A 12,355-nucleotide genomic window follows, 5' to 3' on the forward strand; every position below is an offset into this window, starting at 1 on the left:
TCTTCGACCGCGACTGCATGCAAGCCCACCGGAAACTTCCAGGCCCTCGCCACCCGCCCGCCCGCTGTACCAGGCCCCGGCCCTCTCCCCGCCTGATCGGCTCGCTCCCCCAAGCCGCCCGGCCCACGGCCTACCGCTCGGAGTTGGCTGACATCAACGGAGGAGCCACTGCCTGGTCCGGGTCATGACCTCGGCGCGGGAGCGACCGGGGTGGTCGGCGGCGATGAAGTGGTAGCCGATCCGGAGGGAGAAGGCCAGCATGCAGCGGACCTCGACTTCGTCCTCGTCGGGGCAGAAAGAGCGGAACAGGGAACGCAGGTAGTCCATGCGGCGGTTGTCGCAGCGCCGGAGGCGTTGTGCGACGTCTTCGTCGCGCCGGGCCCAGTCGCGGATCGCGAGGTCGGCCGCGACGCCCGTCGTCGGGCCGTCGGCGGACGAGGCGATCGCGAAGAGGCGCTCCAGCTTGGCCCTCGCGTCTCCTCCGCCGCTCTCGACCTGCTCGATCACCGACTCGGTGACCCTGCGCTCCCAGGTGTCGAGCATCTCCGTGAGCAGCGCGCCCCGGTTGTCGAAGTACCCGTAGAAACCGCCCTTGCTGACGCCGAGCGCCTGCGCCAGCGGCTCGATTCGCACGGCTTCCGGGCCGCCGGCGGCCAGGGCCTTGAGGCCCTCATCGATCCACTTGCCGCGAGGCGTCCGCGTCACGCCCATGATGTACCTCCCTCGTCTATACGGTGCCGTATAGATGGTGCTAGTTTGATCTATACGGCATCGTATAGATAGGGGCCAACAGATGAGACTCCCCATGACCGCGCACACCTCCCGCCCCTGGCGGATCCACGAGATCGCCGGCGACTTCCAGATCGAAGACGTGTGGGCACTGCCGACCCCAGGCGGCCCCGACGACCTCGCGCGACTGGTGGACCAGTTCACCCACGGCACCGGGGAACCCGTCTCCGCCCCGATCCCGCGCATGCTCTTCGCGATCCGCTGGAAGCTCGGCAAACTCTTCGGCTGGGACAAGCCCGGTGCCGGGGTCGGCACCCGTGTGCAATCGCTCCGGGACCGACTGCCCGAAGACCTCCGCGAGGGCCCCCGGGGCGCCGACCCCGGCTCGGTCCCCTTCACCTCCGTCTACCAGACCCACGACGAGTGGGTGGCCGAGATGGGCAACCGGACAGTGCACGGCCTGCTGCACATCGGCTGGGTCCCCGACGGATCCGGCGGCTACCGAGGACAGATGGCTGTCCTGGTAAAGCCGAACGGTCCCCTCGGCACCGTATACATGGCAGCCATCAAGCCCTTCCGATACCTCGGCGTCTACCCGGACCTGATTCGGGGCATCGGCCGCAAGTGGCAGTCAACCGCCGCCGAACGAAACGCAGATTGACCGCATCCCCTTCCTGCACGCACGACCTCGTCCGCGATCCGCGTCCGTGAGCCCCAGAGGGCCCCCGGGCGCTGAGTCGTGAGGAGCGCCCGGCCCCCGGGACGCTGAGTCGTGGGGAGCGCCAAGCCCGAGGCGGTGGGCATCGTCGGCCCGCTACGACGACGACCCGGAGGTCACCGTGAGCCGGCCCCGCGAAATCGGCCCTACCGTCTGCGCGGCCAGGCCGGCCGGCGGCGGGAGATGCGCGGCCTGCGTCCGGCGGGAGCCCGCGCCGCCAGGGCGAACGACACCGTGATGTGCGCGCCTCCCAGCGGGCCCCGGCCGATGTGTACCGAGCCGCCCGTCGCGGTCGCGGCCCGCCCCGCGATGTCGAGGCCCAGCCCGGTGGAACCGGTGCTGCTCCCGCGGGAGAGGGCCAGGTCCGGCTCGGGGATGCCCGGTCCTCCGTCCGCCACGACCAGCTCCACGGCCTGGGCCGTGCGTACCACCTGGACGGCGAACGGGGTCCCGGGCGCGGTGTGGCGGAAGATGTTGCCGATGAGTGCGTCCACCACGGCGGCGACGTCGTCGTCCGACAGGCCGACGGTTGTGGGTTCCTGGGTCAGGTCGAGGGAGCAGGACCGGTTCTGCTGCTCCGCCAGGACCGACCAGAAGGCGGTACGGCGGCGGACCACGTCGGCAGCCTCACAGCGCGGGCCGGACGCCCCGGCCCCGGCGTCGTGGCCGGCGGTCGGTTCCGTGCCGAGCATGCCCTGGCCCATGGGGCCGACGGCGAGCGGGGTGCGCGCCGCGGCGATGATGGCCCGAAGTTCCGCCTCCAGTTCACCGACGGCCGCCTCGACCCTGGCCGACTCGGGTGTGCCCTCCATGCGCTCCGATGCGAGATGCAGTGCGGTGAGCGGCGTACGCAGCCGGTGGGACAGATCGGCGACCAGTTCGCGTTCGACGGCGAGCAGCTCGGTCATCCGGTGCGCCATCGCGTTGAAGGCGACACCCGCGTCCCGCAGCTCCTTGGGGCCCACGGGGTCCACGCGGGTGTCCAGGTCGCCCTGGCCGAGTGCGCGCGAGGCCTGGGCGAGCTTCCTCGAGGATGTGACGACCTTCGAGCCGAGACGGTCGGCGACCAGGACGGAACCGCCGATCAGCGCGACCGCGAGGAAGGACATGACCGCCCACGATTCCTTGACCCCGTGGGTCAGTTCCTCCTCGGGCACGAAGTTCTCGATCACGGCGACCCGGTCGCCGGGGAGCACCACCGGCTGCAGGCATATCCAGCCGTCGGGGATCGCCTGGGAGATGGACTCCCGCCCCTGCTGCGCCCGTTCGAGCAGCGCTGCGGGCGCCTTGGAGCTGCCGAGGGCCCCGGCGTCCGCCGGCAGGTGAACCACCAGCTGCTGGGCCGGGTCCAGGCTGGCGACGGACTCCCGCAGGGCGGAGGGGTCCGTGGTCAGCGTGAGGACGGGGGCCAGGGCGGCGGCGCGCTGTTCGGCCGCGGTGACGGCCTGTGCCTTGACCAGCGACATCACCAGTGCGGCCAGCGGTATGAGGAAGGAGAGGGCGACCATGGAGGTCACGGCGAGTGCCACTCCGGCCAGCGATCGTCTCAACGCGGTGCCACCAGTTTGATGCCGACGCCGCGGACGGTCAGCAGGTATCGGGGGGCCGCCGCCCGTTCGCCGAGCTTGCGGCGCAGCGACGACAGGTGGACGTCGACGGTCTGGTCGTCGACGTACGGCTCACGCCAGACCTCGGTCAGCAGACGGCGTTTGGAGACCACCTGGCCGGGGTGGCGGGCGAGGAACGCGAGCAGGTCGAACTCCCGGCGGGTCAGGCGCAGCTCCACGCCTGCCAGGTACGCGGTGCGCGCGCCCGGGTCCACGGCGAGTTCACCCACGGTGGTGGGGTGCTGCAGGTCGGCCGCCGGAGCGATTCGCGCCACCGGTGCTCCCCGCGTCCCCGGCGCGGGTCCGGTTGCGGGAACGTGAGCGGTGCGCCGCAGGACGGCCGAGAGGCGCGCGACGAGCTGTCCGCCGGAGAAGGGCTTGACCAGGTAGTCGTCGGCGCCCGCGTTGAGGAGGCTGATGATTTCCCGCTCGTCGTCGCGGGCGGTGGCCACCAGGACGGGTACGGAGGAGATGCCCCGGATCATGCGCAGTGCGTCTCCTCCGTCCAGATCGGGCAGGCCCAGGTCGAGGACCACCGCGTCGAAGGGCGTCTGGGTGATCTCCCGCAGGGCTCCGAAACCGTCGGCCGAGCTGCGTACGGCATACCCGTGTTCCGCCAGAACCTCGATCAGTGACTGGCGGATGCTGGGGTCGTCTTCCACGACCAGGACGCTGGGCATGGGGGACACCTTAGGGTCGGCCGCGTGACTTGCGGCTAGTGGGGGCTGAACGTCGCCCGGTCGCCGGTGACGTGCAGGTGCACCGGGCGGTCGGAGACCGGAATCGTACAGCCGTCCTGCATGCTGCAACTCGCGTATCCGATCAGCACCGTCGCGTCCCCGTTTCCGTCGGCGCGGACCGGCAGCGTGGTGGTGACGGGGCCGTCCGGGTAGACGGGCACCGGGGTTTCGACGCCGGGCACGGTGATCGACCGTGGCTCCGCGGAGGCCGCCAGCCTGCCGTCCGCCCTGAGGGGCCCGGTGACGGCCATCGCCGTCGGTCTGCCCACGCCCTCTACGCCGCCGGCCGGCAGATCGGTGCTGTAGAGGTGGAAACCCTTGCGCTCGGGCGTGAAGACCGCGGTGAGCGTGCCCTTCGAGGCGTGCCAGTCGGACACCGAGAGCGTGACCGTGACGCCCTGCTCGGTGAAACTCGTCGTGGGTGCGGAGTCGCGGGCGCCCTCGGCGTGTTGACTGCCGCATGCCGCGAGGGCGGCGGAGGAGAGAAGGGCGGCCGCGACCCGGACCGTCCGGGAATGCCGTATGTGCAGCCAAACGTTCATGTGCGTCTCTGTATCTCTGTGGATCGGTTCGGTTCTAGAGGGCGGTGGTGAAGTCCGCGCTCCACAGCTGCAGTGTGTAGACCAGGTCGTTCCACACCCCGGTTGCCAGCAGTACGCCGACGAGGACGAGCAGACCTCCGCCGGTCCGTAGGACCCACGGGTAGTGGCGTTTGACCAGGCCGAAGGCGTCCAGGGCGCGGCGGAAGGCCAGCGCGGCCAGGACGAACGGCAGGCCCAGCCCGAGGCAGTAGGCGGCCATCAGCAGGGCTCCGCGGGCCGCGCTCGCCTCGGTCCAGGTCAGTGCCTGGACGGCGGCCAGCGTCGGGCCGATGCAGGGGGTCCAGCCCACCGCGAACACCGCCCCCAGCACGGGGGCTCCGGCCAGCCCCAGCGCGGGCCGTCGGTGGCTGCGGAACTCCCGCTGTGCGAAACCCGGCAGGAAGCCCATGAAGGACAGGCCCATCAGCACGGTGAACCCGCCGACCACCTGGGTGACCGCCTCCTGGTGAGCCAGCAGGACACGGCCGAAGTGGCCGAACAGGGCGCCTCCGGAGACCAGGACCGCCGTGAAGCCCAGGACGAACAGCAGGGCTCCCGTCGCCATGCGGCTGCGGCGCCCGCCGCGCGCGTCCGCCAGGTCGGAGACCGACAGGCTGGTCACGTAGCTGAGGTAGCCCGGTACGAGCGGCAGGACGCACGGCGAGAGGAAGGAGACGAGTCCCGCGATGAGCGCCACCGGGGCTGCGATCAGGAGTGTCCCGTTGACGAGGGCGGGGGCGTCGGCGGAGGCGAGCCTCATGACCCCTCCTCCGCCACGTGCGCGAGCACGGGCCGCAGCTGCTCCTCGGTGACGGCGCCCCCGATGCTGGCGGCGATGCGTCCGCGGCGGTCGATCACGAGGGTCGCGGGGACCGCCTGCGGGTTGAGCAGCGCGGGTGGGAAGCGGAGCAGCAGTTCGCCGGTGGGGTCGGGCAGGCTGGGGAAGGTCAGATCGTGTGCGCGTACGAAGGACCGGGCGGCCGTCCGGTCCCGGTCCCGGCTGTTGATCCCGAGGAACCGGACCCCGTCGGCCCGGGTCTGCCGGCTGAGCCGCTCCAGGTCGTCGGCTTCCGCCCGGCAGGGGCCGCACCAGGAACCCCAGACGTTGAGGACGACGACGTTGCCCCGCAGCCCGGCGAGGCTGACCGGCTTCCCGTCCAGGTCCTCGCCGGTCAGTTCGGGCGCGTCCGATCGGGAGCCCGGGTCCATGACCGCGGCTGCGGCCGCGGTTCCCACGACCGTGCCCGCCTGCTCCCTCGGCGCCCCGTGTCCTGCGTCGTCCGTGGCGAGGCCGGCGAGGACCAGAGCGGCGGCCACCGCGAGTCCGGCCCCGGCCGGGACGACGACCGAGCACCGGGCCGGTCGTCTCATGACGCCCACTGGCGCAGGAAGGAGTTGATGCCCTCCGGGGTCAGGGACGGGTTGCCGGTGAGGTGGGTGTCGGTGCGTACGGTGCCCGACGGGGAGACGACGACCAGCACGGGCATCGTGTAAGTGCCGCCGGACGGGCTGTACTTGCGCAGGAGCGCGGAGTTGGCGGAGCTGTTGCCACCGATGTCGATCTTGACCATCCGGTACGAGGCTCCGAGGATCGCGGCGGTCTGCGGCTGCGCGAACACCTTGTCGGCGGCCTTGCAGTTGCCGCACCAGTTCGCGCCGAAGTCGAGCAGCACCGTCCGCCCCTCGGACTTGGCCGTGCGCAGGGCCGCGTCGATGAGCTTCTGCGCGTCGGCCGAACTGTCGTAGCCGGGTCCGGGTACGGCGGCCGGCTGGGCCGCGGCGGACGTACGGGACGGCTTGGCCGACGTTCCGGTGGCGGCGGACCCGGTCTTGACGGGCGATGAGCCGGGCCGGGGGGTGGAGGGCGCGGACGCCGAGGCCGAGGCCGATGCCGATGCCGATGCGGTCGGGGACGCCGTGGGTGACGCGGTGGCGGACTCGGTGGCGGAGGCGGCGGAAGGCTCCGGGGATGGAGAGGCCGCGGTCGGCGCGGCGGATCCGACGGGCTGGGTGGACGGCCCGCAGGCGGCGGTCAGACCCGCCGCGACCACGGCCGCGGCGACCAGCGGCAGTCGCATCCCCCGCGGCGTGCCGGGGCGGGGCGGCTGCGTACGGCGCTCGGAGCGGACGGGTCGGAGCATGCGAGAAGTCATGGCGAAGACACCCCAGGCGCGGATCGGAATGCGGGAAGGGCAGGGCGCCCCCCGGCGCGGCGAAACGGGCGTGCCGACGGATCGTCGGGGTCACGCCCCGGCGCCGAAGGCCGCTCGGCTGAGGCGAGCATAGGACCGCTCCGGGCCGCCGGAACCGGCTCTGCCCGATCTTGAGGATGCCCTAAGGAACAGCTCACCTTCCGCTTCGTCGGAGCGCGATGCGGGGGCGGGCGCAGGGTGATGAATCCCGTCAAAGGGGGCGGGGCTGCGCCGTGTCGTCACCGCCGAGCCGGCCGGAGTGTCCGGCGCGACCAGGTGTCAGAGGGAAGACTCGTGGACGGTGGCCTTCGCCGACGGATCGATCGTCGCCGTCACGACCGACCGGTGATCGGCGCTGGTGAACGTGACCGAGAGGGTGTCGTCCGAGGTCTGCGAGGTGGTGGTCTTGAAGCCGCGGTCCGGGACCGCGGAGATCAGGCACACGCCGCGGCTTCCGTACCGCACGGTGACCTTGCCGCCCTGCGAGGGGACGGTGTACAGGCCCGGTCCGCCCTCCGCGCAGTCCACGGCGCTCTTCGAGGCGTTGGTACGGGAGGTTCCCGGCGAGGCCTTGGCGGGGGTGGCGGACACGGCCGAGGGGGACGGCCGCTGCGTCACCGGAGGTGAGGGGCTCGCGGATGCGCTCGGGGGCGGCGTGCTCGGCGACGGGGTGCCGGCCTGCCATGCGGGCGGCGTCTCGATGACCGTCGGGGCGGACCGGGCGACCGGGGGCGTATGCCGGGTCGAGCCGACAACGAACTGGACCGTGGCGAGCACGGCGGTCACGCTGGCGGCCGTGCACGACAGCCATATGAGCAGGTAACGCGGAAGTCGGGGCACGGCCCCATAGTGGCGGACGCGCCCGCAGGCCCGTTACCGCCTCCCCGTTCCGCGGAACTCGGGGTTCCGCAGGGCCGGTACGGGCGGCCGGGCCGGCGAACGCCGACGTCCTCCGTACCCGTGGACGGGTCGGAGGACGTGGGGGCGTTCGGTGGGCGGGCTACCTGGAGGCGCCGAAGTCCTGCGTCCACCACGGGCCGCCGTCGCCCTTGTGCACGCCTATGCCGATCTCCTTGAAGGCGCAGTTGAGGATGTTGGCCCGGTGGCCGGAGCTGTTCATCCACGCGTTCATCACCGCGTCGGCGTCGGCCTGGCCGCGGGCAATGTTCTCGCCCAGGTTGGACCAGGAGTAACCGGCGGCTTCCACCCGGCTGGTCATGGTGGACCCGTCGGGCCCGGTGTGGGACATGATGCCGCTGCGGGCCATGGTGTCGCTGTAGGCCCGTGCGGCTGCGCTCAGCTTGCCGTTCGAGGTCAGCGGGCCGCACCCGGCGGCGGCCCGCTCCTTGTTGACCAGGGCGAGGACCGCCGACTCGCTGTCCTTGTCGACCGTGCCGGAGCCACCGGAGCCACCGGAGCCACCGGAGCCACCGGAGCCACCGGCGCCCCCCGAGCCGCCGGACCCCCCGGAGCCGCCGCCCGTGGTCGCTGGCTTGCGCGTGGGCTTGTCGTTCTGGGCCGATGCCGACTTGGCCGCAGTGCTGCTCTCCGCCGCCGAGGGCTGCGCGGGAGTGGCGGACCCCGAGGCGTCGGCTCCGGGCGTCCCGGACGGACTCGGGCTCGTCGTGGCCGAGGCCTCGCCGGTGGGGGCGGGAGGGGTGGGGGCGGCCGTTCCGGCGCCGGTACTCGCCTTCGCGGACAACGGTCCCGCGGCGCCATCGGTGTGCCCGCCCCCGCGCGCAGCACCGTCCGAGTCGGCCACCGCGACGCCGACCGCCACCGCCGCGGCGGCTGCGGTGACGGACAGCACGATGCGCGTGCGCACCGTCTTCCTCCGTCGTGCTTCGACGCGGGACGGACGTCCGGGAGTACGGCTGGGGCTCATGCCGGTAACACCTCACAAGGCAGGGGAGGAGCGGATTCCGTCCGAGCCTAGGCTGGTGACCAGCGAAAAGAGCGATCTGGAGGGGTTCTTCAACTTCCCTTAAGGAAGCCCGCAGGATCGGCGCAGGGGCAATCCGGGCAATCGCCCCGACCTGCGGCAAAGGGCGCACGTGTGCTACCGCCGAATCCCTGCCTGAAGCCAAGTGGCGAGGCCTTACCTGCAGGAGTGCACTGGATATGGCAGCCCATAAAAGGATGTAGATGTAACGGAGGAGAGCCGTGCGACACTCACCGCTACTTGCCGTAACAGGTCTTACGCTCTCGGCTGCACTTGCCCTCGCGCCGGGCGCTGCCGCAGCGAAACCCCCGCCCGGCCAGGTACCCCTGGCACGGATTACGACACTGTGCAGACTGGACGGCACAGTCTGGGACTACAGCACAGGACGTCTCTCCACGAATCAAACCGCCCAAGCCTACTGCGCGGGACTCAGGCAGGGCGAAGCCCGTGGGGCAGAGGACGGCCGACAGTGCCGCCAGAAGAACTATCCGTTGTGGTGGCCCAATCCCAGCGAGGCGCAGCGTGCCCGGGAACGCGGCTACAAGTCTGGTTACGACAGGAGCCATCAACGCGAGTGGGACCGCAACTCCTGCCAAAGCCAGCCGCAACCAGAGCCCTACTATCCTCCAGTGCATTAGCGTTCCGCGTTCGACGCGGAGGCAGTCCCTGGACGCTGCGGGTGGCGGCGGGTGACCTCGGACGGTAGTCGGTGTCGGCCAGGATGCCGCTCATCGAGGACAGGTTCCGGCCCGGCTCGGCCACCAGCACCCGGGCCGGGTCGGGGTCGAGCGGAATGGACGGTTCCCGCGGTACCGCACTCGCGCCTCCTGGCCTGTGGTTGGTACGTGGGAGACGGCGTGGCCGCGGCACGGTCCCGCGACTTTGCCAGGCTTTTGCTGAAGTCGTGTCAGCCGGACAGCGCCGGGGGAGTCTGGTTGCTCACGGGCCCTCAGAACGTGCACACTTGCGCGAATTCCGGCCGGGCGCAGCGTCGCACCCCACTGCCCACCTGCCTGGCATTCGCCGTGCCGGCCATCAGCAAGTCAACGGGAGCAAGGTTGAGCACATCGGGAACTGCCCGCCAGCAGGACCTCCACGACCTCAGCGAGGCACAACTGTGCGCGCTGCTCCGCGAGCGCGACTCGGCGCCCGGTGCCGATGTCAGCGACGTGATGGGCGAGGTGTTCGCCCGTCACCACAACGCCGTACTCGCCTACGCCCGCACCTGCTGCCGCGACCTGGCCACCGCCAGTGACCTCGCGGCCGAGGCCTTCGCCCGCACCTACCGGGCGGTCGCCTGGGGGGCCGGCCCCGAGTACGCGTGGCGGCCGTACCTGCTGACCTGCGTGCGCCGGTTGGCAACCGAATGGGCACGCCGCGGTGCCCGCACACAGCTGTCGGACGACTTCGACACGTGGGCCGCCGGCCTGTCCGACGGTCAGGACGTCGAGGGCGCCGCCCTGTTGGCGGAGGAGGGCTCGCTGGTCCTGCGGGCGTACCGGTCGTTGCCGGAGCGCTGGCAGGCCGTGTTGTGGCACGTGGTCGTCGAACACGAGCCCGCGGCAGAGACCGCCCGGCGCCTCGGGATTTCGGCGGGCGGAGTCGGTTCCCTGGCGGCGCGCGCCCGGGAAGGCCTGCGCGAGGCGTACCTGCGCGCCCACCTGGACCAGAGTGCGAGTGACGAGTGCCGGCACTACGGCGGCATGCTCGCCGCCGCGCTCCGCCGACCGGGCAAGCGCGTCACCCGGGACCTGGGACGGCACCTGCGGGCGTGCGACGACTGCGGACGGGCCGAGCGCGATCTGCGAGCCGTCAACAGCCGACTGGGAGCGCTGCTGCCGGCCGGAATCCTGCTGTGGCATCCCGGCTCCTCCGCGCTCTCCGCCGGCGTACACGGCGCCCACCACCTGGCAGCGGGCAAGTTGATGGGGCTCAAGCTGGCCGCAGCGCGGTTCGGTGCGGGGAAGTGGACCGCGGCGGCGGCCGTCGCGGGCACGACGATGACCGCGTTCGTCCTGCTTCCGGCCGAGGAGCGGCCCGAGCGTGCCGCACCGACGCCCACGGTCGCGAGCCCGAGCCCCGGCCCGATCCAGGAGCCGAACCCGTACCTCCTTCCCTCCCCGACGGACTCGGCGCCACCGATCGTGTCCATCGGCGCCGCCATGTCGGCCGTCGCCGCCCCGTCGGCTCCCGTCGCTCCCGCGCCTTCCTCCGCGTCGCCCTCGCCGACCCCCGCCCCCACCGGCATGCAGTTGGTCAACACCAGCTCGGGGCTGTGCGTCGGCTTCGCCGGCAGCGGTTCCGAGGGGCCGCTGCAGCTCCAGCCGTGCACCGGCGACGCATCCCAGGGCTGGCAGCGCCTGCCGGCCGGCCGGGACACGTACCAGTTGCGGAACGCGGGCACCGGTACCTGCCTCGACGGAACCACCTCCGGCGGAAACGTCGTCGACGTCACCCTTCGCACCTGCCGCTCCGGCACCGGCCGTGAGACGCAGCTCTGGAGGTCCGAACAGGTCGGACGGTCCGGCGCCTTCCGGCTCTGGTTCGTCCCACGGGTCCCGAAGAGCGACTACGCCGACCACCTGCTGGGCCCGCGGAACTGGCCGAAGGCCGATCCTCCGCGCCAGGGTTCGGCCCTGGTGCAGCTGCCCAACTACTACAACTCCGTCAATTTCCTCTTCACCCTGGGATGAGCGCACGGGCGAGCCGGTGGGGCGCACCCCCCATTCTTCGGGGGCTGTGCACGCCGGCGAGCTCTTCGCGGAGCACCCACGCATGATCCGGCCCGTGCAACTGCACCTGGCGAAGAGGCACTCGGCCCACTCGCCGGAGGGCCCGGCGCGGACACCCGCGCCGGGCCCTCCGGCGAACCTTCCCGGTCACAGCACCGGGAGCGTCGCTCCACGGTCGGCTCGGACCGCCGCCAACACTGCTACGCCTACCGGGCGTGCCTGACCCGGACCGTGCTGAGTATCGCCCCCGTCTGGGCGGACCGGAGGGGGCCGGGGCATGCGTGGCCGCCCCAGTCCTGGCCGCCCATGCTGTGGATGCCGAACCCCTGGCCCAGTGGTGTGGAGGCGGGTTCGAGGGGCCACCCGTGCTGCGCCATACCCCAGGCGTAGATCCGGGCGACGGCGTCCACCTGCTGCACGGTGAGCGGCCGGCTCGCGAATCCGGAGGTCTCCACCGAGAGCCACGAGGGGTTCCCGGCGCCCTGCGCCCAGGCGCGGTCGTGCGCGGAGACGTACTGTTCGATCTCGCCGGACTGCGACACCCAGAAGTGCGAGGAACACTCCACTGCCGGGTCGCTGAAGCGATCGTGGAGCGAGTTCTCACCCTCCTGCACATGCAGGACCAGACCCCGCATCTCCCTGATCCCGCCCGGAGTGAAGTTCACCGTCAGCGGTTTGTGGGTGACGTCCGGCATCCACGCCTGCCCCTGTTCGGGAGTCGTTTGCGCGGGTGGCCCCGCTCCACCCTCGTCCTGCGTTTCCGCTCGGCCGGGCCCGGGGTCCCTGCTGACGTCGACATCGACGACGACGCCGAGAGCGGCGGCGATGAGTCCGCCGCCGGTACAGGCGATGGCGGTGCGGCGCGACACCAGTCGCGGCTTCGGTTTGCGGTGGGTCACGCGCGCGGCTCCGGACGTACAGGGCAGGGAGCGGAGGTCCCGCCGCGACGCCCGGATGCGATCGCCGGTCGGTACGGGCCGGCAGGCCGGTTCGGCTCCCTGACCCTGGCCCGTCGGGAACGGGGCATCGGTAGATCCTTTGCTGGGCTGAACGTTCTCCACCGGAATACTTGCCGACCTTTAATGTCGGAATGGGACCGGATGATGACCGTTTC

At 71.8% G+C, this 12,355-nt stretch carries 12 protein-coding genes; 2 read left to right on the plus strand and 10 right to left on the minus strand.

The features are described from left to right. Window positions 1–153 precede the first annotated feature (153 nt). Complete coding sequence (locus ACIQU4_RS09420; RefSeq protein WP_403727631.1) at window positions 154–711, minus strand: TetR/AcrR family transcriptional regulator; 558 nt, start codon at window positions 709–711, stop codon at window positions 154–156. An 82-nt stretch (window positions 712–793) separates the two neighbouring features. On the opposite strand from ACIQU4_RS09420, the gene ACIQU4_RS09425 reads away from it, so the two are divergent. Then, window positions 794–1,390: a DUF2867 domain-containing protein gene (locus ACIQU4_RS09425; protein WP_403727633.1), complete on the plus strand. Its 597-nt coding sequence runs from the start codon at window positions 794–796 to the stop codon at window positions 1,388–1,390. Window positions 1,391–1,593: 203 nt separating this feature from the next. Here the strand turns inward: ACIQU4_RS09425 and ACIQU4_RS09430 are convergent, their stop codons facing one another. From ACIQU4_RS09430 to ACIQU4_RS09465, 8 genes are all read right to left on the minus strand, one after another. After that, a complete protein-coding gene (locus ACIQU4_RS09430) occupies window positions 1,594–2,997 on the minus strand; it encodes an ATP-binding protein (RefSeq protein WP_403727634.1) in 1,404 nt (467 codons plus the stop codon). After that, the gene (locus tag ACIQU4_RS09435; RefSeq protein ID WP_403727635.1) at window positions 2,994–3,734 is read right to left on the minus strand and encodes a response regulator transcription factor; all 741 of its coding nucleotides are present in this window, start codon (window positions 3,732–3,734) and stop codon (window positions 2,994–2,996) included. The genes ACIQU4_RS09430 and ACIQU4_RS09435 overlap by 4 nt, the downstream gene beginning before the upstream one ends. A gap of 35 nt (window positions 3,735–3,769) precedes the next feature. Then, the gene (locus ACIQU4_RS09440) at window positions 3,770–4,336 is read right to left on the minus strand and encodes a hypothetical protein (RefSeq protein ID WP_403727637.1); all 567 of its coding nucleotides are present in this window, start codon (window positions 4,334–4,336) and stop codon (window positions 3,770–3,772) included. Window positions 4,337–4,370: 34 nt separating this feature from the next. After that, window positions 4,371–5,135 (minus strand): cytochrome c biogenesis CcdA family protein, encoded by a 765-nt coding sequence (locus ACIQU4_RS09445; protein WP_403727638.1) that lies wholly within the window; start codon window positions 5,133–5,135, stop codon window positions 4,371–4,373. After that, window positions 5,132–5,746, minus strand: coding sequence for a TlpA disulfide reductase family protein (locus ACIQU4_RS09450; protein WP_403727640.1), 615 nt, complete (start codon window positions 5,744–5,746; stop codon window positions 5,132–5,134). Before ACIQU4_RS09450 ends, ACIQU4_RS09445 begins: the two co-directional genes overlap by 4 nt. Next, window positions 5,743–6,516, minus strand: a complete 774-nt coding sequence (locus tag ACIQU4_RS09455) for a thioredoxin family protein (RefSeq protein WP_403727642.1) — start codon at window positions 6,514–6,516, stop codon at window positions 5,743–5,745. The genes ACIQU4_RS09450 and ACIQU4_RS09455 overlap by 4 nt, the downstream gene beginning before the upstream one ends. A gap of 330 nt (window positions 6,517–6,846) precedes the next feature. Continuing rightward, the gene (locus ACIQU4_RS09460; protein WP_403727643.1) at window positions 6,847–7,407 is read right to left on the minus strand and encodes a hypothetical protein; all 561 of its coding nucleotides are present in this window, start codon (window positions 7,405–7,407) and stop codon (window positions 6,847–6,849) included. A 160-nt stretch (window positions 7,408–7,567) separates the two neighbouring features. Then, on the minus strand, window positions 7,568–8,392 hold the full coding sequence (locus tag ACIQU4_RS09465) for a CAP domain-containing protein (protein ID WP_403727645.1): 825 nt from the start codon (window positions 8,390–8,392) through the stop codon (window positions 7,568–7,570). 1,175 nt (window positions 8,393–9,567) lie between these two features. Here ACIQU4_RS09465 and ACIQU4_RS09470 point away from each other — a divergent pair. Continuing rightward, the gene (locus tag ACIQU4_RS09470) at window positions 9,568–11,202 is read left to right on the plus strand and encodes a sigma-70 family RNA polymerase sigma factor (protein WP_403727647.1); all 1,635 of its coding nucleotides are present in this window, start codon (window positions 9,568–9,570) and stop codon (window positions 11,200–11,202) included. 245 nt (window positions 11,203–11,447) lie between these two features. Here ACIQU4_RS09470 and ACIQU4_RS09475 read toward each other — a convergent pair whose 3' ends face one another. Next, the gene (locus tag ACIQU4_RS09475) at window positions 11,448–12,140 is read right to left on the minus strand and encodes an N-acetylmuramoyl-L-alanine amidase (protein ID WP_403727648.1); all 693 of its coding nucleotides are present in this window, start codon (window positions 12,138–12,140) and stop codon (window positions 11,448–11,450) included. Window positions 12,141–12,355 lie beyond the last annotated feature (215 nt).

The sequence above is a fragment of the Streptomyces sp. NPDC090741 genome (assembly GCF_044769045.1).
Classification (GTDB): domain Bacteria; phylum Actinomycetota; class Actinomycetes; order Streptomycetales; family Streptomycetaceae; genus Streptomyces.